A 26,223-nucleotide genomic window follows, 5' to 3' on the forward strand; every position below is an offset into this window, starting at 1 on the left:
CCGGATCGAGCGCAGGGAGTTCGAAAACAATGCCGCGCTTTGCCGCCAACCTCAGTCTGATGTTCAACGAGGTGCCATTCCTCGACCGGTTCGAGGCGGCGTCTCGGGCCGGGTTCGACGCCGTCGAGTTCCTGTTCCCCTACGAGCACCCGGCCGAAGCGATCGGCGAGCGGCTCCGGGCGAACGGTTTGACCCAGGCGCTGTTCAACCTGCCGCCGGGCGATTTCGCCAAGGGCGAGCGGGGCTTGGCGGCGTTTCCTGAGCGGTTCGATGAGCTGAAGGCGGGGGTCGACACCGCGCTCCGCTATGCCGAGGCGACCGGCGTCGGCCGCCTCCACCTGATGGCGGGCCTTGCCCCCTGGGACGACCCGCGCGCCATCGACTCCTACCGCCGGGCGGTCACCTGGACGGCGGAGCGGCTGGCCCCCGCCGGCCTCGACCTCGTCCTGGAGCCGATCAACGGCCGGAACATGCCGGGCTATTTCCTCAACGACTTCGGCCGGGCGGCGGACCTGATCCGTGAGCTGGCCCTGCCGAACCTGAAGCTTCAGTTCGACCTCTACCATTGCCAGATCCTGCACGGCGACGTGACCATGCGGCTGCGCGCGCTGATGCCGATCATCGGCCACGTCCAGACCGCGAGCGTGCCCGAGCGGCACGAGCCCGGCACAGGCGAGATGGCCGATTTTTTCCTGTTCGATGAGCTGGACCGGCTCGGATACCGCGGCTTCGTCGGCTGCGAGTACATCCCGGCCGCCGACACCGTTGCGGGCCTCAACTGGCTCGCCGCCTACAGAGGGAACGCCCGATGAGCCTTGCCCTGGGATGCGTCGCCGACGACTATACGGGCGCCTCGGACCTCGCCAACACCTTGACCAAGGCGGGCCTGCGCACGATCCAGACCATCGGCATACCGGCCGATGACCGCGCCCTGCCGGAGGCCGACGCGGTGGTGGTGGCGCTCAAGAGCCGCTCGATCCCATCCGATCAGGCCGTGGCGCGCTCCCGCGAGGCGGAAGCCTGGCTGCGGGCCCGGGGCGCCGCCCACGTGATGTTCAAGGTCTGCTCGACCTTCGACTCGACGGATGCCGGCAATATCGGCCCGGTGATGGACGCGCTGCGGACGGAGGCCGGCGAGGCGATCGCGCTGGTGACGCCCGCCTTCCCGGAGACGGGGCGGAGCGTCTACCAGGGCAACCTGTTCGTCGGGTCCGTGCCGCTGAACGAGAGCCCGCTCAAGGACCACCCGCTCAACCCGATGCGCGACGCCAACCTCGTGCGCGTGCTCGCCCGCCAGAGCGCGAGCCCCGTCGGCCTGATCGACACCGCCACGGTCGCCAAGGGCGCCGAGGCTGTGGCGGCCCGCCTCGATGTGCTCGCCGCCGAGGGCAAGGGGGCGGCCATCGCGGACGCGATCTTCGACAGCGACCTCGAAGTGCTCGGCCGGGCGATCATCGGCCGAAAATTCTCGGTCGGGGCGTCCGGTCTGGGACTCGGCCTCGCCCGCGCGCTGGCGGCCGACGGGCGCGGTACGAAGGACGCCGCCGGTGCTGCCGTCGGCGAGCCGGTGGGGGGAACCTCTGCGTGCCTCGCCGGCAGCTGCTCGCAGGCGACGCTCCAGCAGGTCGCGGCCGCGGAGGCGATCATGCCGGTGCTGCGCCTCGACCCGGCGCGGCTGCTGGCCGGCGCCAACGTGGTCGCCGAGGCCCTGGCCTTTGCCGAGGAACGCCTCGCCGCCGGCCCGGTGCTGATCGCCACCTCCGCGTCCCCCGAGGCGGTGCGCGCGCTTCAGGCGCAGCACGGGGTCGATGCGGCCGGTCACGCCATCGAGGCGGCGCTGGCCGCGATCGCCGAAGGCCTCGTCGCCCGTGGCGTCCGCCGGCTCGTGGTGGCGGGCGGCGAGACCTCGGGCGCGGTGGTCGACCGGCTGGGCCTCACCGCCTTCCTGCTCGGCCCCGAGATCGCCGCGGGCGTTCCGGTTCTGCGCACCGCCGGTCGGCCCGAGCCGATGCTGCTCGCCCTGAAATCCGGCAATTTCGGCGGCGCCGACTTCTTCGGCCGCGCCCTCGACATGATGCGATGAACGGGTTTCCAAAGGGACCCCGTCCCTTTGGTGGGGTGTCGGGGTGAAACCCCGGCCTACGGATCCTGGGCCCGCGAGGAGCCCAGGATCCGTACAGCAGGGCTCTGCCCTGCACCCGCCAAAGGACACGTCCTTTGGAATCCCATGACGTTTTTCGGGAGGATTTCATGCACGCCCTGATTCTCGGCGCCGCCGGCATGATCGGCCGCCGCCTCGTGGACGCCCTGGTGACGGAGAACCAGGTCGGCGGGGAGCCGCTCACCGCCCTCACCCTGCTTGATGTGGTGCCGCCCGCGGCACCGGAGGGCTTCTCCGGCCCGGTCCGGGCCGAGGCCGCCGACCTCACGGCGCCCGGCGCCGCCGAGGCCGCCATCGCCGAGCGGCCGGGGGTGATCTTCCACCTTGCCGCCGTGGTCTCGGGCGAGGCCGAGGCCAATCTCGAACTCGGCTACCGGGTCAATCTCGACGGTACGCGCCTGCTCCTCGACGCGATCCGCATGGCCAATGCTGCGGACGGTTACCGGCCGAAGCTGGTCTTCACCTCCTCGCTCGCGGTGTTCGGGCCGCCCTTCCCCAAGGTGATCCCGGACGACCACATCCTGCGCCCCGCCTCCTCGTACGGCGTGCAGAAGGCCATGGGCGAGTTGATGCTCGCCGACTACGCGCGCCGCGGCTTCCTCGACGGGATCGGCCTGCGGCTGCCGACCATCTGCGTGCGGCCGGGCAAGCCCAATAAGGCGGCTTCGGGCTTCTTCTCAGGCATCATCCGCGAGCCGCTCGCCGGCCAGGAGGCGATCCTGCCGGTGCCCGATACGGTACGGCACTGGTTCGCCAGCCCCGCCGCGGCGGTGGGCTTCCTGATTCATGCGGCCGGGCTCGACCTCGCGGCGATCGGCCCGCGGGTCAGCCTGACCATGCCGGGCGTCTCGGCGACGGTGGCGGAGGAGATCGAGGCCCTGCGCCGGGCGGCGGGCGACAAGGCCGTGGCGCTGATCCAGCGCGCGCCCGACGCCACGATCGCGCGGATCGTCGGCTCCTGGCCGGAGGCGTTCGAGCCGGAGGCGGCGCTGGCCCTGGGCTTCCGGGCCGATGCATCCTTCGACGCGATCGTGGCCCAGCACGTGGCGGAGTTCCACGGCGGCTGAAGCTCAGACGAGGGCGGAGCGGATGTCGGTCTGCGGGAAGTCGTCGCCGACATAGAGCAGCGGCACGCCGTGCACCTGCGCGCAGGCATAGGCGAAGCAGTCGCCGAGGTTCAGGCGCGCCGGGTGGCGGCCCTTGCCGTAGCGGGTGTGCGCAGCAACGGCGATGCGGATTTCTGCGACGCCAAGGGAAACCAGCGCGATATCGACCGTCCCACAGAAGCCGTTCACGATGCCCTCGGCGGTTTCGGGTGACACCGACTCAATGCGGGCCAACGCCAGGATGGCCTCGAACAGGGCAAGGGCGCTCGTCAGACGCCGTGGGGCTTGGCGGAGACAATCCGCCACCCGTTCGTAATCCGCCTCGCGGCACAGGATTGCGACGATTGCCGAGGCATCGATAAACATCAGTCTTCGTAGAGACTGTCGTAGAAGGCCTTATCGGCCTTGAGCCCCGTCGCCGGGTAGGCAGCCAGTGCATCCTGGAGCGGTTTGATCTTCGCCAGGAAATCAGCCAGCGACTCCTCGCGCCGACCCAACTCGTTCGTGAGCGCGAGTCGCACCGCCTCGGTCTTGCTCACGCCGGCCCGCGATGCCAGCTTCTCGGCCAGCTGATTCACCTCTTCGCTGCGGATGTTGAGCGGCATTGCAGCCTCCGTGTAGACACGGGAGGCTAGTGTCTACACATCGCTGCCGCAAGCTGGCCGCCGCACGACGGCTTGACCGTCCCAAAGGATTCCGATGACCCGCCTCGACGAGGCCCGCGCCGCACTGAAAAAGACCTTCGGCTACGAGGATTTCCGGCCCGGGCAGGACGAGGTGATCGGCGCGGTGCTGGACGGCGCCGACGTGTTTGCCGTCATGCCCACGGGCTCGGGCAAGTCGATGACCTACCAGCTTCCGGCTCTGGTTGATCCGGGGCTGACCGTGGTGGTCTCGCCGCTGATCGCGCTGATGCACGATCAGGTGCAGCAAATGAAGAGCGTCGGTGTCGAGGCCGCGACCCTCAACTCCAGTGTGACGGAATCCGACTCGCGCGAGACGTGGCGGATGCTGCGCTCGGGCGAGTTGCGGCTGCTGTTCGTGTCGCCTGAGCGCCTGCTGATGGAGGGCTGCATCGAGGCCCTGCGCGGCGCCGGCGTCCGGCGGCTGGCGGTGGACGAGGCGCATTGCGTCTCGCAATGGGGCCACGATTTCCGGCCCGAATACCGGGAGATCGCCCGGGCCCGGACGACGCTGGGCAACATCCAGACCCTGGCGCTCACCGCCACCGCCGACGCGGCGACCCGGGCCGAGATCGCCGAGCGGCTGTTCCCGCAGGGCCGCCCGCCGAAGATCTTCGTTCACTCCTTCGACCGGCCGAACATCCGGCTGACCTTCCAGCCCAAGGACAACCCGGCCCGGCAGATCGAGCGGTTCCTCAAGCACCGAAGGGCGGAGAGCGGGATCATCTACTGCTCGTCGCGCAAGCGCACCGAGCAGCTGGCCGAGACGCTCAAGAAGGATGGGTTCGACGCCCTGCCCTACCATGCCGGCCTCGACCAGGCGACGCGGATGGCGAACCAGGACCGGTTCCTACAGGAGGACGGGGTGGTGATGACCGCCACCATCGCCTTCGGCATGGGCATCAACAAGCCGGACGTGCGCTTCGTCTGCCATGCCGACATGCCCAACAACGTCGAGGGCTACTACCAGGAGATCGGCCGCGCCGGCCGCGACGGGCTGCCGGCCGACACGCTGACCCTCTACGGGCTCGACGACATGGCTTTGCGCCGCCGCCAGATCGACGAGAAGGAGATCTCCGACGAGCGCCGCCGGGTCGAGCGCCGCAAGCTCGAGGCGATGATCACCCTGTGCGAGGGCGCCACCTGCCGGCGCCAGTCGCTGCTCGCCTATTTCGGCGAGATCAGCGAGCCCTGCGGCCGCTGCGACCTGTGCCGCGGCGGCGTCACCCTGGTGGACGGGACGGTCTCGGCCCAGAAGATCCTCTCGGCGATCGTGCGCACCGGCCAGCGCTTCGGCGCGGCCTATATCTGCGACGTGGTCCACGGCAAGGAGAGCGAGCAGATCCGCCGCAACGGGCATACCAGCCTCAAGACCTTCGGGGTCGGCGCCGACAAACCGGTGGCGGCGTGGCGGGCGATCCTGCGCCAGCTCTTCGCGGGTAGGGCGATCGCCGAGAATGCCGATGGCTACGGCGGCCTGTCTCTGACCGCGAAGGGGGAGGCGATCCTGTACGGGCGGGAGCCGGTCCAGCTCCGGCCCGATCCGGAGAAGGCGGAGCCCCGCGAGCGCCGCCGCGCCGCGCCGCGGGAGGACGGGGAGATCACCCTGTCCGAGACCGACGAGGCCCTGTTCCAGCACCTGCGCGGCCTGCGGGCCACCCTGGCCCGGGCCGAGGGGATCGCGGCCTTCATGGTGTTTCCCGACCGCACGCTGATCGAGATGGCCCGCCAGAAGCCCGTCGATCTCTGGGCCCTGCGCACGGTCCACGGGGTCGGCGAGCGCAAGCGCGAGGCCTATGGCGAGCGGTTCGTGGCGGCGATCGCCGAGTTCCTGGCGCATCCTCCGGCCCTGTGAACCGGCGAGCCGGTTCGTGTAGGCAGAGGGCCCTCAACCGAATCGATCGGACCCATCATTTCCGTTTCTGCACCCACCGCCGAGACCCTGGCCCAGGACCGTCCGGACGAGACCGCACCCCGAACCGGCGCCTCCCGGCCGCGGCCCCTGACCGCCCGCATCGTGTTCTATCTGCCGGGCTTCGACCCGCGGGATCCCGAGGTCTACTGGGGCCTGTTCCGTCGCGAGGCCCGCCTCACCGCGTCCCGGCGCGGCGCCGAGATCGCGGTCGGCGATCCGGTCCGCTCGGCGGACGGGCTCGAACTCGCCTGGACCGCGCGGTCGCGCGGCGTCACCACGCGCACCATCCTCCTGCGCTGGGAGGACATCGTCCGCGCGCGCTTCCCGCAGCCGGACTGGGCGCGCCTCCGGGGCGTCCCGACCCTGCTCTGGCGGCTGTGGCGGTCGGGCTACGCGGCCGACCTGCGCCGAGAGGGCTGGCGCTTCTCCACGGTGATCTTCGGCGTCCACGCGATCTATCTCGCGCTGGTCCTCCTCAGCCTCGCCGTCGCGGGGGGGCTCGCCGGCCTGGTACCGGCCGCGCTGCAGCCCTGGCCCCTGCTGGCGGTGCCGCCCCTGGCCTACGGGATCCTCATCGGGCTGGTGCGGGCGACCCGCGGCAAGCCCTTCTATGTTCCCCACCTCGTGGACGACACCGCCTTCACCCACGCCTACGCGGCCGGCGGGGCGCCCGAGGTCGCGCCGCGCCTCGACGCCTTCGCGGCCCGCATCCAAGCCGCCGAGGGCGAGGCCGACGAGGTGGTGGTGGTCGGGCATTCCTCGTCGAGCTTCCTCGGGATCGAGGTGCTGGATCGGGTGCTCGCCCGCGATCCCGCCTTCGGCACCCGCGGGACGCCGGTCACCTTCGTGAGCATTGGCAGCGTCATCCCCTGGCTCGGCCTCGACCCGGCCGCGCAGGAATTCCGCGACGCGCTCCTGCGCTTCGGCCGGGCGCGGCAGATCGGTTGGATCGATGTGCGCGCCCCGTGGGACTGGCTGTCGATCCACGGGAAGAACCCGCTGGACGCCTGCGCCCTGACCCCGCCGGATCCCGAACGCCCGGCCGTGCTCGGGGTGATGATCAATGATCTGATCACGGGCGCCGACGTGCGCCGTCGGCAGTGGAACCTGTTTCAGATGCATTTCCAGCTGCTCATGGCGAGCCAGAGCGTGGACGGCTTCGACTATCTCGACCTGATGACGGGCCCTGACCCGGTCCACACCCTTGCGTCCCGGTGCCGGGAGAGTGATCGCGCCCGGCCGCCGGCTGACCAGTCTAGCCTCTGACCCGGGGGACCGGGGCGCTGTACCGGGCCGCACAGCGGCTGGGGAGCCCGCGCGCCGGAATACCTGCGGATGTTGCCAGGGTGGGCGCTTCCGCTCTAGAGCCGGGGCAACCTCGATCCCGGCCCGGTCCGGGCTCGCCGCGGCAATCGTCTTTCGGGACGGGCCGCTCTTTGCCGAGACCGCCGCATGTTCCGCAACGACGTTCCGATCACCCCCGAACTCGTGGCCCAGCACGGCCTGACGCCGGACGAGTACGCGCGCTTCCGCGGCCTGATCGGGCGCGACCCGACGCTGACCGAACTCGGCATCGTCTCGGCGATGTGGAACGAGCATTGTTCCTACAAATCCTCCCGCAAGCATCTGCGCGGGCTGCCGACCTCGGCGCCGTGGGTGATCCAGGGGCCGGGCGAGAATGCCGGCGTCATCGACATCGGCGACGGCCATGCCTGCGTCTTCAAGATGGAGAGCCACAACCACCCGAGCTACATCGAGCCCTATCAGGGTGCGGCGACGGGGGTCGGCGGCATCCTGCGCGACGTCTTCACCATGGGCGCGCGGCCGATCGCGGCGCTCAACGCCCTGCGCTTCGGCTCCCCGGACCATCCGCGCACGCGCGCCCTCGTCTCGGGCGTCGTGGCGGGCGTCGGCGGCTACGGTAATTCCTTCGGCGTGCCGACCGTTGGCGGCCTGACCGGCTTCCACAAGCGCTACGACGGCAACATCCTGGTCAACGCCATGGCGGTGGGGCTGGCCCGCACCGACGGCATCTTCTACGCGGCCGCCGCCGGCGTCGGGAATCCGATCGTCTATCTCGGCTCCAAGACCGGCCGCGACGGCATCCACGGCGCCACCATGGCGTCGGCCGAGTTCGACGAGGAATCCGAGTCGAAGCGCCCGACCGTGCAGGTCGGCGACCCCTTCGCCGAGAAGCTTCTGCTCGAAGCCTGCCTGGAGCTGATGGCCTCGGGCGCGGTCATCGCCATCCAGGACATGGGCGCGGCGGGCCTCACCTGCTCGGCGGTCGAGATGGGCGCCAAGGGCGACCTCGGCGTCGAGCTCGACATCGACAAGGTGCCGGCCCGCGAAGAGGGCATGACCCCCTACGAGATGATGCTCTCCGAGAGCCAGGAGCGCATGCTCATGGTGCTCAAGCCCGGCATGGAGGCGCAGGCCCAGGCGATCTTCGTGAAATGGGGCCTCGACTTCGCGGTGATCGGCCGGACCACCGACACGCTGCGCTTCGTCATCAAGTGGCACGGCGAGACCGTGGCCGACCTGCCGATCAAGGAACTCGGCGACGAGGCCCCGCTCTATGACCGGCCGCATCTGGCCAACACCCACCAGCCGGTGATCGCGGCCGCCGATGTCCCGGCCCCAGCCTCCCTCACCGACGCGCTGAAGCGCCTCGTCAGCTCCCCCGACCTGTCGTCCAAGCGCTGGGTCTACGAGCAGTACGACCACTTCATCTTAGGCAACACCGTGCAGAAGCCCGGCGGCGACGCCGCGATCGTCCGGGTCGAGGACGGGCCGAAAGGCCTCGCGCTGACCTGCGACGTGACCCCGCGCTACTGCGAGGCCGACCCGGTCGAGGGCGGCCGGCAGGCGGTCGCCGAGGCGTGGCGCAACATCACCGCGGTGGGAGCCAAGCCGCTCGCCATCACCGACAACCTCAACTTCGGCAATCCCGAGAAGCCCGAGGTGATGGGCCAGCTCGTCGGCTGCCTCCAGGGCATCGGCGAGGCCTGCCGGGCGCTGGACTTCCCGGTCGTGTCCGGCAACGTCTCGCTCTACAACGAGACCAACGGCGTTGGCATCCTGCCGACTCCGACCATCGGCGGCGTCGGCGTGCTGGACGACGTGGCGCGCCACGCCACGATCGCCCTGAAGCGGGAGGGCGACGTTCTGGTGCTGATCGGGGCGAGCGAGGGCTGGCTCGGCCAGTCGAGCTACCTGTCGGTGATCGAGGGCCGTGAGGACGGGGCACCGCCCCCGGTGGACCTCGCCCTGGAGCGCCGCAACGGCGATTTCGTCCGCGGCCTGATCCAGGCGGGCACCGTCGACACGGTCCACGACCTCGCGGATGGCGGCCTCGCCGTGGCGCTCGCCGAGATGGCCATGGCGGGCCGGATCGGCGCGGCGCTCTCCGACGTGCCGGTGGACCTGCCGCCCCACGCCTACCTGTTCGGCGAGGATCAGGGCCGCTACCTGCTGGCGGTCCGCCCGGAGGCGGCCACCGATCTCCTCTCGGCCGCAGCGGCCCAGGGCGTGGCGGCGGCGTCGATCGGCGTCGCGGGCTCCGACCGTTTGACCCTGCCGGGCGGCGAGACCATATCGCTCGCCGACCTGAATGCGGCGCACGAGGGCTGGCTGCCCGCCTACATGGCGAGCCAGCCGGCCGCGCCCGCGTCCTGAACCCAAGAAGCCCAGGAGTTTCCCGATGCCGATGGATGCGGGCGAGATCGAGCGCATGATCCGCGAGGCCCTGCCGGACGCGCAGGTGGAGATCCGCGACCTCGCGGGGGACGGCGACCATTACGCCGCCACCGTCCTGTCGGCGGCCTTCAAGGGCAAGACCCGGGTGGTGCAGCACCAGATGGTCTACGGCGCCCTCCAGGGCCGGATGGGCGGCGTGCTCCACGCCCTTGCGCTGACCACGGGTGTCCCGCAGGATTGAGCCTTCTCGCGGGAGCGCTCCCGATGGACCGACCGAGTCTCTACGACGACGACATCGTGACCTGGGCCGAGGAGCAGGCGGCGGCCCTGCGCGCGCTTGCTGCCCGTAGCGATCTCTCGAACGTCGTCGATTGGGAGAACGTGATCGAGGAGATCGAGACCTTGGGCCGGTCAGAGATCCACGGCGTCGAGAGTCTTCTGCTGCAGACCCTCGTGCACGTGCTCAAATACGTGTCTGCTCCGGCAGCGCAATCGACCCGCTCGTGGCGCGCCGAGGTCGTGGCATTCCAGAGTGCAGCGCGTCGGAACTACAAGCGGGCGATGCGGCAGCGGATCGATTGGCAGGCGCTCTGGCGGGATGCGCGGGCGAATGCCGACGTGCAGTTGAAGGTCCATGGCGATAAGCTCGTGGGCGGGCTGCCGGAGACGTTGCCCTTCGAACCGGAAGAGCTGCTGGCGTCGGACTTCGACATGGACGTGGCGCTGGAACGCCTTGCCGCGGCGTTGAAATCCACGGCCGACCATCACTAAATCAGCACCAGAAATAAGGATCACTCGATGACCGACGCAAACACAACCATCCAGAACGAGATCGCCTCCCAGGACGTGGTGGTGTTCATGAAGGGCACGCCGCAGATGCCGCAATGCGGCTTCTCGGGGCAGGTGGTGCAGATCCTCAATTACCTCGGCGTGCCGTTCAAGGGCGTGAACGTGCTGGCCGATCAGGAGATCCGCGAGGGCATCAAGGCCTTCTCGAACTGGCCGACCATCCCGCAGATCTACGTGAAGGGCGAGTTCGTCGGCGGCTGCGACATCACCCGCGAGATGTTCCAGTCCGGCGAGCTGCAGACCTTCCTGTCCGAGAAGGGCATCCCGGTGAAGACCGCCGCCGCCTGATTTTTTGGGATTTGGCACGATGGATGAGGGCGCCTGCGGGCGCCCTTTTTCGTGGGCGCGGCGCAGGGATCAGCGCGGCTCCCGCGCCACGAACAGCGCGACGCAGCCGACGACCGTGATCTCCACCGACCGGAAGCGCTGGTCCAGCGCCGCGCGCAGGTCCGGCAGGGTGTCGGCGGCGTTCGAGAACACCCCCTTGCGGTTGTAGACCCGCATCAGCGCCCGCGCCGCACCCGTGGTCGGGACGCCGCCCGACAGGATCGTGGCGCCGAACACCACGCCGTCGGCGGCCAGGCACGGGCGCACCGTATCGAAGGCCCTCGCCTTCGCGGCGATGTCACCCGGCAGGCAGTGCAGCAGGTAGGTCATCCCAATCGAGTCGAACGGGGCGATGCCGGTGGCCGGGCCGCCGAGCACGTCGATGCGGTAGGTCTCGGGCCGGTAGCGCGCGATCCGCTGGGCCGCGTAGGCGAGGCTATCGGCGTTGAGGTCGATCAGGCCGATCCGCGGCGCTGGTGTCGGGAACCGGCACCGGTCGAGATACCACCCGGTCCCGACGCCGACATCGCAATGCGCCACGCCGGCGTGCCGGTCGTAGAGATCCAGGATCCTAGCCGTGGGGCAGCGCCAGATCAGCGGGTTCGAGAGCCGCAGCACGACGAGATCGTAGATCCGCAGGGTGCGCGGGTTGTAGATCGCCTGCCCGGCCTGCGTGTCGGTCGCCATGGCTCTCCGTGGGGTCAGCTGTCGCCGGCGCGCATTCGCATTCGCCGGCGGGATCGCCTATATCAGACCCTTTCCAATCGTATGGATCGTTTGAACGCCATGGCGACGCCGTCGCTCGACAGCGCCCGCGCGGCCGATGCCGCGATCGAGAAGGCGCCTGATTTCCTCCCCGAGGCGCTGCCCGGCCGCCGGCCCTCGCTGGTCGGCCTGACCCGCGACGCCCTCAAGGCGCAGCTCGTCGCCATGGGCGTGCCCGAGCGCGAGAGCCGGATGCGCGCGGGCCAGATCTGGCACTGGGTCAATTTCCGCGGGGCCTCCGACTTCGCCGAGATGACCAATGTCGGCAAGGCGCTGAAGGCGCAGCTCGCCGAGCACTTCACCCTGGAGCGGCCCGAGGTCGCGAGCCGGCAGGTCTCCCGCGACGGCACCCGCAAGTGGCTGCTGCGCATGGCGCCGACCAACCGGCAGGAGCACAACCGCGGCGCCGAGATCGAGTGCGTCTATATCCCGGGCCCGGACCGGGGTACGCTCTGCGTGTCCTCCCAGGTCGGCTGCACGCTCACCTGCTCGTTCTGCCACACCGGCACGCAGCGCCTCGTGCGCAACCTGTCGGCCGCCGAGATCGTTCAGCAGCTCGTCACCGCCCGGGACGAGCTCGGCGACTGGCCCGGCCAGATGCCGAGCCGCGACGCGGGCGGCTCCGGCGAGGTCGGCCGGCTCGTGACCAACATCGTGTTCATGGGCATGGGCGAGCCCCTCTACAATCTCGACGCCGTGGTCGACGCGGTGGGGGTGATGTCGGACCAGGAGGGGCTCGGCCTGTCCCGGCGGCGGATCACGGTCTCGACCTCGGGGGTCGTGCCGCAGATCCCGCGGCTCGGCGAGCAGGCCAACGCCATGCTGGCGATCTCGCTGCACGCCGTGCGCGACGACCTGCGCAACGAGCTGGTGCCGCTCAACCGCAAGTACCCGATCGCCGAGCTGCTCGCCGCCTGCCGCGCCTATCCCGGCCTGAGCAACGCCCGCCGGATCACCTTCGAGTACGTGATGCTCAAGGGCGTCAACGATTCGGACGCGGATGCGCGGGAGCTGGTCCGCCTGCTCAAGGGCATCCCGGCCAAGATCAACCTGATCCCGTTCAACCCCTGGCCGGGCAGCCGCTACGAGTGCTCCGACTGGGACCGGATCGAGCGCTTCTCCGAGATCGTGTTCAACGCCGGTTACGCCTCGCCGGTGCGCACGCCCCGCGGCCGGGACATCTTGGCGGCCTGCGGCCAGCTCAAGAGCGAGACCGAGAAGCTGCGCGCCCGCGCCCGGCTGATGCAGGAGGAGGGCATCGGCGTGGAGAGCTTCTACGCCGGCGCCGACGATTGACGCCCGTCCTCGCGAGCGCAGCGAAGCAATCCCGCAGCGTCACGCGCACCGATGGCGCCCAGCCCTGGATCGCTTCGCTACGCGCGCGATGACGGTGCGGCTCACGCCGCGAACCGCCGCGCCTCCGCCCGCTGCAGAGCCGGCTCCTGGGTGCCGACCCATTCCGTCCGGTGCCGCGGCAGGGCCTCCGGGTGCTCGGCCTGGAGCCACGTGATCATCGCCTCGCGGACCACGCAACGCAGGTCCCAGGCCTGGGGCGCATTGCGGGCGCTCACCAGCATCCGGATCTCGATGGTCGATTCCTTCGCGTCCGAGACCTGGAGGTTCACCACCTTGCCGTCCCACAGGGGTGTGGCTCTGGCGATCTCGGTCAGCTTCTCGCGCATCGCCGCCACCGGGGCGCGGTGATCGACGTAGAGGAACACGCTGCCGATCAGCGAGGCGCCGTCCCGGGTCCAGTTCTGGAACGGCTTCTGGATGAAGTAGGTCAGGGGCAGCACCAGCCGGCGCCAGTCCCAGAGCCGGACCACCACGTAGGTCGCGGTGATCTCCTCCACCCAGCCCCACTCGTTCTCGACGATCACCGCGTCCTCGATCCGGATCGGCTGCGTGATCGCGATCTGGATCCCGGCCACGAGGTTCGACAGGACCGGCTGCATGGCCAGGCCGAGGACCAGACCCGCCGCGCCCGCCGAGGCCAGCAGGCTGACGCCGTACTGGCGCACCGGCTCGAAGGTCATCAGCGCCACCGAGAGGGTGATGAGCGCCACCAGGGTGACGCCGGCCCGCTCCAGAATCCGCATCTGGGTAAAGTGCTTGCGCGCCAGCAGGTTGTCCTCGGCGTCGAGCTTGAACCGGCGCAGGTAGATCACCGTGGCGATGTGGAGCGCGGTGGCGCAGCACCAGCCGGTCAGCGTCACGAAGGCAACCAGCAGGATCTGGTTGAGGGCGATCCGCACATCCCAGGACAGGTGCACGATGGTCGAGGCGAGGCTGATCGCCACCACGATCAGGCCGAGGCGGCTTGGCCCATGGGTGCGCGAGACGAGGGAGCGCCAGAACAAACTCTTGCCCGCAACGGCGCGCTTCATCGCCCGGTAGACGACCCCGTGCAGGGGCATCACCACGGCGCAGCAGGCGGCGATGAGGAGAAGGCTCTCGGCCCACCAGGGCAGGTAGGCCAGCACGCGGGCGGTGGGACGGGTGAGCGCGTCAAGGTCCGGCATCGGGCATCGCCTCCACGGGTTCCGAACGGGACCTTTGGGAATGGGTGGACGCTCGCCAGGGTTCCGCACCGCACCATGTGCTTGCCGCAACGCAGCGACCCAGCCCAGCGGGTTGCGCCTTCGCGCCCCTGGCTGGGTCTGGACGATGGCTTCAGCACCACCGTCTTCGCTTCGCTTCGCGCGTGATGACGGGAGAGCGACGTCGAGCGAAGCGCTCAAACGCCACCCGTCCTACTTCGCCGCGCCAACCGTCACGCTGCTTGAGGCGGTTCGCCCGAACCGCGCCGGCCGGTACATGTCCTCCACGGTGGCGCCCGGATGCACGTAGGTCCCGGGCGAGACCGCCCGCACCGTGTAGGCCACGGTGAAGAAGGCCGATTGGCTCGGATCGCGGTCGTAGGCCGCGACGAACCGGTCGTCACGGAACTCGGTGTGGACCGGCTGCACGTCCGACTTGGCGAAGGCGAGTCCCTGGAGCGCGTCGGCGTCGAGCAGCTTCGGGTTGTCGATCTCCAGGCCGGCCGGCAGCGGATCCACCAGCAGGAGCCGCGCGCTCTCGGCCTTGGCCTCGGTGACCTTGAGTACCACCACCAGCCGGTCGTTCTGGCGCAGGCCGCCCGCCGGATCGACGACGCTGCCGTCGAGGCGCCGGAAGCTCCGCTCGATCGTGTAGCCCTGCTGCGCCGCCGGCTCCGGTGCCAGGGGGCTGCCGTTGACGGTCACCGCCACCTGCACGGCGTTGCGGCCGGTATTGGTGAGCTGCACGCCCCGGTCGCCCAGGGTCGCCTCCCGGTAGACTCTGGCGAGGGTCCCGGTCTGCGGCGCGCCGTCGAGGCTGAACGACAGGGCGTCCGCCTCCTTGGACAGGCTCTCGGCGGCCAGCACCAGCCAGGCATTCTCCTGCGTGCTCGTCGCCCGGTCGCCCTGCTGCTCCTCGTCCAGCACGGCCGCGACCGGAGCGAGGGCCCCCTGCGCGAGCCCGCTCTCGGCCGCCAGGGTGATCAGCCCGGCCCCGTCGCGCAGGCGCGAGCCGTAATCGGCGCGGTACAGGCCCTTGTCCCGCTCGCGGCGCAGCATCGTCAGCGCCGCGTCCATCGCCTTGGCCGCCCGTCCGCGATCGCCGAGGAGCGCCAGGGCAGCGGCGAGCTGCGCCCGCCCGAGGGCGGAGGAGAAGTCGGCGAGCTTGGTGTCGGCGAGATAGCGCAGGTCGCCCATCACGGGCCGGCCGTTCCGGGCGAGCACGTAGGCCGCATAGGCGAGGTCGCCGCCGCCGTTGCGTACCTCAGTGGCGTTGGCCACCGCGTTGCGCAGGTAGTCGAGGGCCTGGGCGAAAGCCTTCTGCGGCACCGCGAAGCCGCGCTCCCGGGCGCGGGTGAGGAAGTCTGTCACGTAGGCGTCGAGCCAGAGGTCGCTCGATCCTTGCGCCGACCACAGGCCGAAATCACCGCTCGAATCCTGGCGGGCGAGCAAGCGCTCGATCGACTCGCGCACCCGTTCGTCCGCCCCCGCGTCGAGGGCGAGCTTTTCCAGAGCCGCGAGCTTGTTGACGTAGAGCAGCGGCATCGCCCGGCTCACCACCTGCTCGGAGCAGCCGTAGGGGTAGCGGTCGAGCGCCCGGAGCAGGGCGGCCACGTCGACCCCCGGCAGGGGCGTGGCCGAGAGCGAGACGCTGCCCGTCCCTGGCTGCAGCTCGGCGAGGAGGTCCGGGGTGAGCGTCAGGTTCGCGCCGGGAGCGAGGCTGCGCACCGAGCGGCGCAGCAGGGCGCCGGTCCCCGCCGAGATCCCGAGGGCAAAGCTCTGGTTCAGGGCGGTCGGAAGACCCGGCCCCGAGAGAGCGAGGTCGAGCCGGGCCGTCCCCGGGCCGGCGGCGGTGAGCGGAATCGCGAACTGGCCCTTGGCGCCGGCTTCCAGCCGCAGGGTCTGGCGCAGCGCGCTGGCACCGACCACGACCGGGCCGGCGGGGGCGAGATCCACCGTGTAGTCGCCGGCCTGCCCCTCGACATTGTCGAGGGCCACGAACAGCCGCGAGCGGTCGCCGGTATCGAGGAAGCGCGGCAGCGTCGCGCTGAGCACCACCGGATCGCGGATGATTACGTCGGCCTGCGCCTGCCCGACCCGGTCGCCGCTCCAGGCGGTGACCATCACGCGGCCGGTGCCGTTGAAGGCCGGGATCGGGAAGGTGACGCGCGCCGCGCCGTCCGGCCCCACGGTGACGACGCCCGAATACAGGGCGAGCGGCGCCTGGGTCGGGGGTGAGTCGGCGAGCTCGCCGCCCCCCGCATCGCCGCCGGAGCGGATCGCCCCGGCCGAGCCCTGCATGCCGTCGATCAGGTACCCGTAGAGGTCGCGGAATTCCGGCCCGAGCGCCTTCTGGCCGAGGAAGTACTGGGTCGGGTCCGGCGCCGCGTAGCGGGTCAGGTTGAGGATGCCGACATCGACCAGCGCCACGGTGATCCGCGCCGCCTCGCCGGTTTTCAGCCCCATGAGCTGGACCGGCAGGGTCAGGTCCTGGCGCGGGCGCGCGCGCTCGGGTGCCGTCACGGAGACGCCGAGGCTGCGCCGCTCCCGGTCCACCGAGAACCACGCCAGCCCGACCGCGCGCCCGGGCAGGCGCTTGGCCGCCTGATCGAGGGGCCGGTAGGCGGTGGCGACCAGATAGGCGCCGGCGCCCCATTCGGCCTTCACCGGCAGGCTCACCGTGGTGCCGCCCTCCGGCACGCTGACCTCCACGGTCTCGTGCACCCGGTCGCTGACCACCATCAGGCTGGCCTGACCCTTGAACTTCGAGCTGAGCTTGGCCCGCAGGGTGTCGCCCGCCGCGTAGGCGGGTTTGTCGAGGGTCAGATCGAGGAGGTCCGGGGCCTCCGCGGTCTGGGATCCGCCCCAGCCGACATCGAAGCCGAGGCTCGCCGCCGCCTCGGGCGAGCTCGGCGCCGCGACCTCCAGCCGGTAGCGCCCGAGCCCCACCGGCGCCTCGATCCGGCTCGGACCGGTGGCCTTGAGATCGACCGTACCGCTGGCAACGCGCCGGGCGGTCTTGACCGGCTCGAACGACCAGCGCCCGTCCGCCCGGTACCATTGGTAGGACACGTCGATCCGCGACAGGGTCCAGCTCACCCCCGGCTGGGCGAGGAGTGCGCCCTCAGGAGCCGCCAGCACCACGTCGAAGGCCGCGCTCCCACCGTCGCTCAGCTCCGCAAAACCCTTGCGCAGGGCGAGGACCGGGCCGGCCGGGAGGATCGGTAGGGTCAGGCTGCGCGACAGCGCCCGCCCGCCCGGCTCGCCGACCGCTAGCGTGATCTTCGCCTCCAGCGCCCGCGGGGCCGCGACCTGGGGCACCGGAACCGCGACGATGGCGCTGCCCTGCGCGTTCGTGGTGGCGTGCTCCTGAAGCTCCTGGGTGGCCGGCTCCACGGCCTCGTCGTCGAGGCCGATGACGTAGCCGTCCAGGCCCTTGATGCCGCTCGTCGCGGCCGCCTGCACCACGACGCTGCCCGACACCTCGAGATCCGCGCCGGGGGCGCCGTAGAGGTAGCGCGCGGCGACGTCGATCTGCGCCTCCTCCCCGCGATGCAGGGCGGGTTGCCGGGCTTTGAGGCTCACCTCAAGCCGCTCGGGGACATAATCCTCCACGAGGAAGCTCGTCTCGCCGATCGCGGGCGCCTTCGGGTCCGTGTAGGCCGAGACCCGCCACGTGCCGTGCATGGACCCCGACAGGAGCGGCAGCGGCAGGGCCCGGCCGCCGAGCCCCTGATCGGGCACCGAGACGCGCCGATACTCGACGCCATCCGGCCGCTTGACCACGAGGGTCAGCGGCAGGTCCGGCACGGCCGCGCCGCGGGCATCGCGCAGGAGCGCGGTGAGCTGCACGGTCTCGCCCGTCCGGTAGACCCCGCGCTCCGGGAACAGGTAGGCGTCGAGGCCGCCGGTCTCGGGCCGACCCTTCACGCCGCGGTCGGTGAGGTCGAAGGCGCCGAGATTGAGATCGAGGAAGCCGTAATCGCCGCCGATCTGGGCCACCACGAGGCTCGGCGCCGTGCCGCCCTCTCCGCGGGCGAGCCCCGGATCGAAGGCGGCGTGCCCTTGCGCATCCGTGGTGCGCGTGCCCAGCACCTCGTTGTTGCGGGCGATCAGCCGGATCTCGGCGCCGGGCATGACCTGGGCGGAGGCCAGCGAGCGCAGGACCACGTGGACCCCGTCCCGCCCCTTGGTGGCGGTCAGCCCCAGGTCCGAGACGACGAACCACTGCGTCGCCTGGGTCTCGTAGCCCTCGTCGTCGGCCGGGGCCGCACCGGAGGGCCGGGCCAGCATCACGTAGAGGCCGGGCTCCAGCTTGCCCACGGCCTGCAGGACCGGGAAGGCGGTGACCGCCTCCTGGTTCAATTCGGCCTTGGCGGTGTCGAGGGTGCCCTTCCAGACGCGCTGGCCCTTCTCGGAGGCGATCGTGCGGGCGTTGAGGCCGCTGAGCTGGCCGAGGAAATCCTCGGAGCGCAGGGCCGGCAGCAGGCCGCGATCGCCGATGCGCAGCAGCTCGACATCGAGCTTCGGAGCGTTCACCGACACCAGGGGCATGCCCGCCTGACCCGTCCGCGGCAGGACGTAGTTGCGGCCGGTGAAGCGCACCTGCGGGGCGCGGTCGCGGACGTAGATCTCGTAGTCGGCGGACTTCAGCAGGCTCTCGCCCACACTGGAAGGCAGGCCTTCGCGCAGGACGATGGCGTAGCGCCCGCCATGCTTGAGCCCGTCGACGCAGATCTGGGACCCCTCGCCGGTCACGGCGGCGGCGCTCGAGCCCGACACGGCCACGAAGGGCGCGTAGTCGGTCTTGGGCATCAGGGGCTCCGAGACGGTGAAGCAGGCCCGCGGGGCGGCGGCATCCGAATCCACCTTGTAGCCGAGGATGCGGAAGCCGTGCTCGGCCCGCAGGGTGTCGTAGGTTTCCCGGACCGCTTCGTCCTCGTCGAGCGCGAGGCTCGCCGCGTAGGCGTCGAGGGCGGCGCGCCAGGATTCCCGCCCGGCCTCGGCGGCCCCCAGCAGCGCCAGCGACGCCGCGGCGTCGGCGGCCGTGCCGGCCCGCTCGTAGGCGCGATAGGCGGCGGTGGCTGCCCGTTCCCGCAGGCGCGCCCGGCCCTGATAATCGGTCTCCGGACGGATCTCCGATGCCGCCGAGGCCGCGCGGGCATAGGCCTGCCAGCTGCGCGGATCGGCCGGGTCGGCCGCCACCGCGGCGGTGAGCGCGGTGAGGGCCTGATCCGGCTTCCCGGCGGCGAGCAGCGTCTGGCCGGCCGTGAGGGATTGGGCCGCCGGCCGGGTCGACGATCCGGCCTCCGCCTTGAGCGCCGTCTCGAGCCGCACCGCCGCGCTGGCCACGTCGGTCCAGACGAAGGTTTTGGCGAAGGGGGCGGGCGCGGCGGCCGCCGGCCGCGGCGTGACGCGGGCCGCGTTCTGCGCGAGGGCCGGCCCGGCCGTGACCCATCCGATAAGCGCCAGGGCCCCCGCAAGCCGTCCGAGCCGCGCCATCAGCCTATCCCCATCTGCCGTCGCCCCGACGATTCGCTTCGGGGCCGGTCGTGCGGGAGCCTAGCACCGGCTCATCCCGCCGCAACGCCGTGGGGTGGCGTGGGGCGGGCGGTTCCGCTCAGAACGCCTTCAGCACCTGCTCGGCATGCTCCACCGACACCGGCCCGGCGAAGCAGTGCGAGACCAGGGCGCGGTAATCCTGCCAGGGCTGCGAGCCGGTGAAGTCCTTGGTGTGGGCCTCCAGCGTGTCCCAGTGGATCAGCAGGCGGTAGCGCTGCGGGTGCTCGATCGAGCGTCGGACCTCGAAGTGCCGGCAGCCCTTGGCCTCCTTGAAGATCGCCGAAGCCTGCGTGATGCCAGCTTCGAATTCGGCCTCCAGGCCGGGCTTGATCTCGATCTGCGCGATCTCGAGGATCATGGGTGACGTTCCTCTCTCAGGTCCGAAGGGGGCGGCCGAGCTTGGCCGCCAGGATGCGCTGTGGGCTCAGGGCGGGGTCGGCCTGGGCGGCGACCGGCAGGTAGGCGGTCTGTTCCAGCATGTAGCGGCCGCCCATCGCCCCGTGCATCACGAGGTCCGAGAAGGTCACCCAGGTCTCGCCGGGGCGGAATTCCACGTCGGCCTGGGGCGCCGAGGCTTGGTAGGCCGCGTCCTGCTTGAGCGCGTCGTGCAGGTGCAGCATCAGGTGGTCGTATTCCGAGCGCCTCGCCTTGGTGACGCGGAGCGCCGCCAGCAGGCTTGCCGAGAGCGGCGAATAACCCGGCAGCCGCGGCAGGAATTTCTCTGCCATCGCGCCGAAATCCTCGCCGACCCGCCAGCGGCGCGGCTCCCCGGCGGGGTTGATGTTGCGGAAGACCCGCAGGATCCGCTTCTCGCCGATCGGGTTCGACGGGAAGGCATCGACGTGCAGCCGGGTGTCGTCGCGCCGCCAGCTGAGCTTGCGCCGATCGACATCGAAGGGGCGGTAGGAGGTGCCGGCGAGGCTCACCCGGTCGGCATAGTCGGGCAGGTAGGTGCCGATCAGGTCGCGGGCGAAGGCGCGGTAGCGGATCAGGAGCTGGCGCAGGGCCTCCTGCTCCTCCGGGGTGCCAGCGCCGCCGCGCAGCTCCGCCGCCTCGCCGCGGATGTTGACGTTCTTGGCCTTGCCGTCCGCGAAGGGCCGCTCGGTGAAGCGGCGCTCGAATTCCGTGAACGGGAAGGGCAGATCCGGGAACAGCAGCACCGCCCCGGCCTCCAGCTCCCGGGCCAGGGACGCGGGTGTCTCGCCGGGGGCGACTCTGCGGATCGGACTGATCATCGTGCCGGGCTGGCCCTGCCGTGTCGGATGCCGATCGCTGTAGCGGAGCGGCCGCGGGGAGGCCAGAGCCCGCATTTCCGGTGGATGACCCGGGGCCATCCTGGGGACCGGTCCGGCTCGGCTTGCGAAACCGGGCCGTTCCCGCCACGTTCTCCAGCATGTGACCGGCTCTAGACCCGGCGGAGGATGGCGCCGATGGCGACCCTGAAGGAATTCGAGGAAGCCCTGCGCGAGCACGGCATGAACATGGCGCTGGCGCTTCTTGAGCGCCTGCGCGAGCGTGACCGCGCGACCCGCACGGTCAAGCCGGCCCGGCGGCTCACCGGCCAGAAGATGACCCCTGAGCTCGCCCGGGCGATCCTGGACCTGCACGCCACGACCGGCATGACCCAGCAGGAGATCGCCTTCAAGGTCGGGGTGAATCAGGGCCGGGTGAACGAGGTGATCAAGCGCGGCAAGTGGCTGACCGACGATCCGACCGCCCCCGAGGCGGTGGCCCGCGACAAGGCCGTGGCACGGATGCGCGGTGATCCGAAGCCCAAGAAGCCGCCCGTCGCGCGGGCCGCCTCCAGCCGGCCCAAGGAGCGCAAGGCCGCGCCGCCGAAGGCGCGCAACCAGGGGCAGCTGGCGCTGGGGGATTTGTAAAGATCTGCTGCGGGACCTGTTCCGTCTTTGCGAGCGGAGCGAAGCAATCCAGCGGCGCCACACGCACCGATGTCGCGCTGCCCTGGGTTGCTTCGCTCCGCTCGCAAAGACGTAGAGGCGTCGTGCAGGTAGCGGGTCTTCCCGAAGCGGGGACCCCAAGCGGCGGAGGAGACCCTCCCGGATCCCCGATCCGCCCCCTCACCCGGCCGGCGCGAAATGCCCTCGGTAGCGCGCGCCGATCACCTCCACCGGCAGCGTCACGAACACGTCCGTCGTGCCGAACTGCCGGTCGATCACCGCGCCCTCGCCGAAGGTCGCGCCGAGGCGCAGGTAGCCCTTGATCAGGGGCGGCAGCGCCTGCAGGGCGGCCTTCGGATCCACCGCCTCCTTCGGCAGCCGGTCCATCGCCACCGCGCGCTCCGGCAGCGGGCGGACCCGCCAGCCTTCGGGGGCGCGGGCATGGTGGTGCAGGAAGGCCAGCGGCAGCGCCAGCCGGTCCGGATCGGTGCCCTCCAGGCTGGCGCAGCCGATCAGCGCGTCGATCCGGTGGTGCAGAACGTAGGCGTAGATCCCCTGCCACAGGAGTTCGACGGTGCGCTTGCTGCGGTAGGGCTTGAGCACGCAGGAGCGGCCGAGTTCCAAAATCCGCCGATGCCCCTGGGCGGCGAGCAGCGGCGCGAGGTCGTACTCGCTCTCGGAGTAGAAGCCCGCGTGGCGCGCGGCCACGTCGCTGCGCAGCAGGCGGTAGGTGCCGACCACCTTCGGCCGGGGCTTGGCGAAGGGCTTCTTCCGCTTCGGCGGGGTGTGGTCGAGGACGAGGAGGTGGTCGCAGATCGCGTCGTAGCCGTCGGCGTCCCGGCGCGACAGGGCCGCGAGCCCGGTCGGCACCGCCGACAACTCCTCGTAGAAGACCTTGAAGCGCAGGCGCTGGGCCCGGCGGATCTCGGATTTCTTTCGGGCGAGCCGCACTTCGAGGTGGCCGATGCGACCGAGGCTGCGCCCCGCGAACGGCTCGGGCAGGCGGATCGCTTGGTGGGCCGAGAGCATGTCGGCGATGCCGGCCGGGGCCCCCTCGAAACCTCGCGGATGCAGGTGCCGGCGGCGCAGCTTGGCGATCGGTGCGCCGACGCCCCACTGCACGCCTTTATGCCAGCCGGCACCGAGCGCGCTGTAGGCTCCGCGGGCGAGATTGGCGACCATGATCCGGTTCACTCCGGGTGCGTCGTGCACTGTCCCAGCGGAATCAGAGCACGACGTGGACACGCCATTATGACAGTCGCCATATGAAAGCGCCCCGGCCAGGGGCCGGGGCGCTCTTAAACGATCAAGGGGCGCAGGAGGCGCGATCAGGCAGCCTGCTGGACCGAGTCGGTACGGACATCACCCTCGATCACCGGGGCGCTGGCGCGGCCCGCCGTGGCGATCTGGATGCGGCGCGGCTTCTTCGCCTCCGGCACCTCGCGGACGAGGTCGATGTGGAGGAGGCCGTTCTCCAGGGCCGCACCCGTCACCTGGACGTGGTCGGCGAGCTGGAAGCGGCGCTCGAAGGAGCGGGCCGCGATGCCCTGATGCAGGAACTCGGCCTTGCCTTCGGCCTTGCGCTCGCCCTTCAGCGTGAGCGCGTTCTCCCGCACCTCGATCGACAGGTCGGCCTCGGTGAAGCCGGCGACCGCGACGGTGATGCGGTAGGCGTTCTCGCCGGTCCGCTCGATGTTGTAGGGCGGGTAGGTGGGCGCAGCCTCAGCGCTGGCGAACTGGTCGAGCGCGGAAAACAGCCGGTCGAAGCCGACGGTCGAACGGTAGAGGGGCGCGAGATCGAACTGACGCATGACATATCCTCGTGTGAGCAACATGCAATTCCGGTCCGCCCCGAGGGGCCGGACCCGTCTTCCGTGCCGCCAGATGGCCGGCACAGACGAGATATCGGAGGGGGAAAATCGGGGTTCAAGACCCCGGTCCGGAGGGAAAAGCGAGATTTTTTCGCTACGCTTGCGCGGAGCGTGGCTGTGCGTGAGGTGAGTCCATGGGACGGTTCGAGCGTAAGGCCGGGGGGGAGCCGCCGCTCCTGACGCTGCACGACACGCCCGACAATCCGGTCCCGCCCGGCGGCACCCTGATCGCGGTGGGCACGCGCGACGATTGCACCCTGCGGGCGGCCTACTGGCAGGCCACGACGCGCACCTGCCGGGGCACGATCTGCCTGCTGCAGGGCCGGGCCGAGTTCATCGAGAAATACTACGAGACGATCGGCGATCTGCGCGCCCGGGGCTTTGCGGTGGTCGCCTTCGACTGGCGCGGCCAGGGCGAGTCGGACCGGCGGGTGGACGATCCCCACAAGGGTCACGTCGCCCGCTTCGACGATTACCGGCTCGATTTGCGGGCCGTGGCCGAGACGGTCCTGCGCCCGCTGATGCCGGAGCCGCATATCGGGCTCGCCCACTCGATGGGCGGGTGCGTCGCGCTGCTCGGGGCGCTCGACGGCTGGCTGCCGTTCCAGCGCCTCGTGACGGTGGCGCCGATGCTGTCGATCCGGATGATCCGCTGGCCGGCGGCGGCGTCTCTTCTGTCGCGGGGGTTGGACCGGCTGGGCCTTGGAAGCCACTACATCCCGTTCGGCAAGCCGGTCTCGATCGCCACCAACCCCTATCCGGGCAACCGCCTTACGCGGGACCCCGTCCGCTACGCCCGCAACGCCGCGGCGGCCCGGCAGGTCGGCGCGGGCGCGGTCGGCGACCCGACGATCGCGTGGCTCGCCGAGTCGTTCCGGGCGATGGCGCGCCTGCGCGATCCGCGGGCGGCGCCGCGCATCACCCTGCCGACCCTGATCATCGCCGCAGGCGCCGACCCGGTCTGCGGCACCCCCGACACCGAGCGTTTCGCGGCGCGGCTCAAGGCCGGGCACATCCTGGTGCTGCCGGATGCGCGCCACGAGATCCTGTCCGAGCGCGAGGCGATCCGGCAGGATTTCTGGGCGGCCTTCGAGGCCTTCGTGCCGGGCTCCCCCCTGCCCTCCCACGCGGAGGTCGCCACGCATGCCGCGGTGCCGGTGGCCTGACGGGCGAGGGTTTCAAAAGGGCTCAGCCCTTTGGGATCCCGGACGATTCAGCCGCCCAGGTCCGGATTGATGTCGCGGGGGCGGACGAACCGGTCCAGACGCCCCTGCCCCGGGGCGATGTCGGCCCAGCGGTCGGTGTCGAAATCGATCACCACGTACGCGGCGGTGGGGAATTCCAGGCCAAGGCGGTTGCGGGCGGCGCGGGGCCCCTCCCCGGCCAGGTCCGATGCGAGGTCGCCCAGGCCCGGATTGTGGCCGACGACGATCACCGTGGCGGCGCTGTCGGGTGCGTCCCGGATCACCCGCAGGATCCGGTTCGCCGGGGCCTCGTAGATCTCGCGCTGCAAGCGGGTCTCGACGTTACCGAGCGCGGCCGCCATCGCCTCCCACGTCTCGCGGGTGCGGGTGGCGGTGGAGACCAGGGCGAGGTCCGGCCGCAGGCCCGCTTCAGCGAGGTGGGCGCCCACGGCCGGTGCGGCCCTGCGGCCGCGGTCGTTGAGCGGACGCTCGTGATCGGCGACGCCCGCCGGACGATCCGACTTGGCGTGCCGCAACAGGATCAGCCTGCGCATGACGTCAGCCTCTGGCAAGTATTCCGGACCGGCTCCGCGGTCTCCCGACGCCGGTTAGCCGAAAGCGCGGCGCGCGTCAGCCGCCCCGCTGCTCGCGTCGCATCATGAAGGCGAGCTTCTCGAACAGGCTGACATCCTGCTCGTTCTTCAGGAGCGCCCCGTGCAGCGGCGGGATCAGCTTGCGGCCGTCCTGCTCGCGCAGGGTCTCGGGGGCGATGTCCTCCGAGACGAGGAGCTTCAGCCAGTCGAGGAGTTCCGAGGTCGAGGGCTTCTTCTTGAGGCCCGGCACCTCGCGCATCGCCAGGAAGGTCCGCAGGGCCTCCTCGACGAGGCGGTGCTTGATGCCCGGATAGTGGACGTCGACGATCCGCTGCAGCGTCTCGGAATCGGGGAACTTGATGTAGTGGAAGAAGCAGCGGCGCAGGAACGCGTCCGGCAGCTCCTTCTCGTTGTTCGACGTGATGATCACGATCGGCCGGCGCACGGCCTTCACGGTCTCGCCGGTCTCGTAGACGTGGAACTCCATCCGGTCGAGTTCGGTGAGCAGGTCGTTGGGGAACTCGATGTCGGCCTTGTCGATCTCGTCGATCAGCAGGACCGGGCGCTCGGGCGCGGTGAACGCCTCCCAGAGCTTGCCGCGCCGGATGTAGTTGCCGATGTCCGAGACCCGCGGGTCGCCGAGCTGCGAGTCGCGCAGGCGCGAGACCGCGTCGTACTCGTAAAGGCCCTGCTGGGCCTTGGTGGTCGACTTGATGTTCCAGACGATCAGCGGCGCGTTCAGGCCCTTGGCGATTTCCTCCGCCAGCACGGTCTTGCCGGTGCCGGGCTCGCCCTTCACGAGGAGCGGGCGTTCGAGCACCACGGCGGCGTTGACGGCCGCGGTGAGGTCGGGGGTCGCGACGTAGGTCTCGGTGCCGGAAAAGCGCATCGCGGTCTCGGAGAGGCTGGCCTGGGGTCACGGGTAGCGCGGGGCGCGGCCGGGCTGCAAGCGCCGAGCCCTTCCAGCTGGGTCTGTCCGGGTCCCGTCATCACGAGCGAAGCGAAGTGACCCAGGGTAGCGCGACGTTCCGAGGCGTGGCGCTGCCCTGGATTGCTTCGCTCCGCTCGCA

Annotated in this window: 23 protein-coding genes; 12 read left to right on the forward strand and 11 right to left on the reverse strand. The window is 70.8% G+C overall.

Annotated features, from left to right (window positions below; genetic code table 11):
• The first annotated feature begins 29 nt into the window (after positions 1-29).
• The 3 genes from otnI (at position 30) to denD (ending at position 3,228) form a co-directional block, all read left to right on the forward strand.
• Complete coding sequence (gene otnI / locus BLQ49_RS09165) at positions 30-812, forward strand: 2-oxo-tetronate isomerase (protein WP_091715244.1); 783 nt, start codon at positions 30-32, stop codon at positions 810-812.
• Entirely contained in the window at positions 809-2,083 is a 1,275-nt protein-coding gene (otnK, locus tag BLQ49_RS09170) for a 3-oxo-tetronate kinase (RefSeq protein ID WP_091715245.1), read from the forward strand. Before otnI ends, otnK begins: the two co-directional genes overlap by 4 nt.
• A 167-nt stretch (positions 2,084-2,250) precedes the next feature.
• On the forward strand, positions 2,251-3,228 hold the full coding sequence (gene denD / locus BLQ49_RS09175) for a D-erythronate dehydrogenase (RefSeq protein WP_091715685.1): 978 nt from the start codon (positions 2,251-2,253) through the stop codon (positions 3,226-3,228).
• 3 nt (positions 3,229-3,231) lie between these two features.
• On the opposite strand, the gene BLQ49_RS09180 is transcribed toward denD, so the two are convergent.
• Both BLQ49_RS09180 and BLQ49_RS09185 read right to left on the reverse strand, forming a co-directional pair.
• Positions 3,232-3,633 carry a type II toxin-antitoxin system VapC family toxin gene (locus BLQ49_RS09180; protein WP_091715247.1) on the reverse strand — a complete coding sequence of 134 codons (402 nt, stop codon included), beginning with the start codon at positions 3,631-3,633 and terminating at the stop codon, positions 3,232-3,234.
• Complete coding sequence (locus BLQ49_RS09185) at positions 3,633-3,872, reverse strand: type II toxin-antitoxin system VapB family antitoxin (protein ID WP_091715249.1); 240 nt, start codon at positions 3,870-3,872, stop codon at positions 3,633-3,635. Before BLQ49_RS09185 ends, BLQ49_RS09180 begins: the two co-directional genes overlap by 1 nt.
• Before the next feature lie 94 nt (positions 3,873-3,966).
• Between BLQ49_RS09185 and recQ the strand changes: the two genes are divergently transcribed.
• The 6 genes from recQ (at position 3,967) to grxD (ending at position 10,701) form a co-directional block, all read left to right on the forward strand.
• Entirely contained in the window at positions 3,967-5,805 is a 1,839-nt protein-coding gene (recQ, locus tag BLQ49_RS09190; protein ID WP_091715251.1) for a DNA helicase RecQ, read from the forward strand.
• Positions 5,806-5,967: 162 nt separating this feature from the next.
• A complete protein-coding gene (locus tag BLQ49_RS09195) occupies positions 5,968-7,131 on the forward strand; it encodes a hydrolase (protein ID WP_091715253.1) in 1,164 nt (387 codons plus the stop codon).
• Positions 7,132-7,317: 186 nt separating this feature from the next.
• Positions 7,318-9,543, forward strand: a complete 2,226-nt coding sequence (gene purL, locus BLQ49_RS09200; RefSeq protein ID WP_091715254.1) for a phosphoribosylformylglycinamidine synthase subunit PurL — start codon at positions 7,318-7,320, stop codon at positions 9,541-9,543.
• Between the two features lie 25 nt (positions 9,544-9,568).
• A complete protein-coding gene (locus BLQ49_RS09205; protein ID WP_091715256.1) occupies positions 9,569-9,805 on the forward strand; it encodes a BolA/IbaG family iron-sulfur metabolism protein in 237 nt (78 codons plus the stop codon).
• A 23-nt stretch (positions 9,806-9,828) separates the two neighbouring features.
• Complete coding sequence (locus tag BLQ49_RS09210; RefSeq protein WP_091715258.1) at positions 9,829-10,335, forward strand: DUF29 domain-containing protein; 507 nt, start codon at positions 9,829-9,831, stop codon at positions 10,333-10,335.
• A gap of 27 nt (positions 10,336-10,362) precedes the next feature.
• Positions 10,363-10,701: a Grx4 family monothiol glutaredoxin gene (gene grxD, locus BLQ49_RS09215; protein WP_091715259.1), complete on the forward strand. Its 339-nt coding sequence runs from the start codon at positions 10,363-10,365 to the stop codon at positions 10,699-10,701.
• 69 nt (positions 10,702-10,770) lie between these two features.
• Here grxD and BLQ49_RS09220 read toward each other — a convergent pair whose 3' ends face one another.
• Positions 10,771-11,427: a class I SAM-dependent methyltransferase gene (locus BLQ49_RS09220; protein ID WP_091715261.1), complete on the reverse strand. Its 657-nt coding sequence runs from the start codon at positions 11,425-11,427 to the stop codon at positions 10,771-10,773.
• A 99-nt stretch (positions 11,428-11,526) separates the two neighbouring features.
• Here BLQ49_RS09220 and rlmN point away from each other — a divergent pair, with 99 nt between their 5' ends.
• Positions 11,527-12,801, forward strand: a complete 1,275-nt coding sequence (gene rlmN / locus BLQ49_RS09225; protein ID WP_091715687.1) for a dual-specificity RNA methyltransferase RlmN — start codon at positions 11,527-11,529, stop codon at positions 12,799-12,801.
• 101 nt (positions 12,802-12,902) lie between these two features.
• Here rlmN and BLQ49_RS09230 read toward each other — a convergent pair whose 3' ends face one another.
• The 4 genes from BLQ49_RS09230 to kdoO form a co-directional block, all read right to left on the reverse strand.
• A complete protein-coding gene (locus BLQ49_RS09230) occupies positions 12,903-14,027 on the reverse strand; it encodes a mechanosensitive ion channel domain-containing protein (protein WP_091715263.1) in 1,125 nt (374 codons plus the stop codon).
• A 231-nt stretch (positions 14,028-14,258) separates the two neighbouring features.
• Positions 14,259-19,547 (reverse strand): alpha-2-macroglobulin family protein, encoded by a 5,289-nt coding sequence (locus BLQ49_RS09235; RefSeq protein WP_091715265.1) that lies wholly within the window; start codon positions 19,545-19,547, stop codon positions 14,259-14,261.
• Between the two features lie 118 nt (positions 19,548-19,665).
• Complete coding sequence (locus tag BLQ49_RS09240) at positions 19,666-19,965, reverse strand: antibiotic biosynthesis monooxygenase family protein (RefSeq protein WP_091715266.1); 300 nt, start codon at positions 19,963-19,965, stop codon at positions 19,666-19,668.
• Positions 19,966-19,981: 16 nt separating this feature from the next.
• A complete protein-coding gene (gene kdoO / locus BLQ49_RS09245; RefSeq protein ID WP_091715689.1) occupies positions 19,982-20,842 on the reverse strand; it encodes a Kdo hydroxylase KdoO in 861 nt (286 codons plus the stop codon).
• A 195-nt stretch (positions 20,843-21,037) separates the two neighbouring features.
• On the opposite strand from kdoO, the gene BLQ49_RS09250 reads away from it, so the two are divergent.
• The gene (locus tag BLQ49_RS09250; RefSeq protein WP_091715268.1) at positions 21,038-21,487 is read left to right on the forward strand and encodes an RNA polymerase subunit sigma-70; all 450 of its coding nucleotides are present in this window, start codon (positions 21,038-21,040) and stop codon (positions 21,485-21,487) included.
• 198 nt (positions 21,488-21,685) lie between these two features.
• Here BLQ49_RS09250 and olsB read toward each other — a convergent pair whose 3' ends face one another.
• Together olsB and BLQ49_RS09260 are read right to left on the reverse strand one after the other, a co-directional pair.
• Positions 21,686-22,687, reverse strand: coding sequence for a l-ornithine N(alpha)-acyltransferase (gene olsB / locus BLQ49_RS09255; RefSeq protein ID WP_091715269.1), 1,002 nt, complete (start codon positions 22,685-22,687; stop codon positions 21,686-21,688).
• Positions 22,688-22,833: 146 nt separating this feature from the next.
• Positions 22,834-23,316 (reverse strand): Hsp20 family protein, encoded by a 483-nt coding sequence (locus BLQ49_RS09260; RefSeq protein WP_091715271.1) that lies wholly within the window; start codon positions 23,314-23,316, stop codon positions 22,834-22,836.
• 194 nt (positions 23,317-23,510) lie between these two features.
• On the opposite strand from BLQ49_RS09260, the gene BLQ49_RS09265 reads away from it, so the two are divergent.
• Positions 23,511-24,542, forward strand: coding sequence for an alpha/beta fold hydrolase (locus tag BLQ49_RS09265; RefSeq protein ID WP_091715272.1), 1,032 nt, complete (start codon positions 23,511-23,513; stop codon positions 24,540-24,542).
• Positions 24,543-24,589: 47 nt separating this feature from the next.
• Here BLQ49_RS09265 and BLQ49_RS09270 read toward each other — a convergent pair whose 3' ends face one another.
• Entirely contained in the window at positions 24,590-25,114 is a 525-nt protein-coding gene (locus BLQ49_RS09270; protein WP_091715274.1) for a SixA phosphatase family protein, read from the reverse strand.
• Between the two features lie 76 nt (positions 25,115-25,190).
• Positions 25,191-26,042 carry an AAA family ATPase gene (locus BLQ49_RS09275; protein WP_091715276.1) on the reverse strand — a complete coding sequence of 284 codons (852 nt, stop codon included), beginning with the start codon at positions 26,040-26,042 and terminating at the stop codon, positions 25,191-25,193.
• Between the last annotated feature and the right edge of the window lie 181 nt (positions 26,043-26,223).

The sequence above is a fragment of the Methylobacterium phyllostachyos genome, assembly GCF_900103445.1.
Lineage (GTDB): Bacteria > Pseudomonadota > Alphaproteobacteria > Rhizobiales > Beijerinckiaceae > Methylobacterium > Methylobacterium phyllostachyos.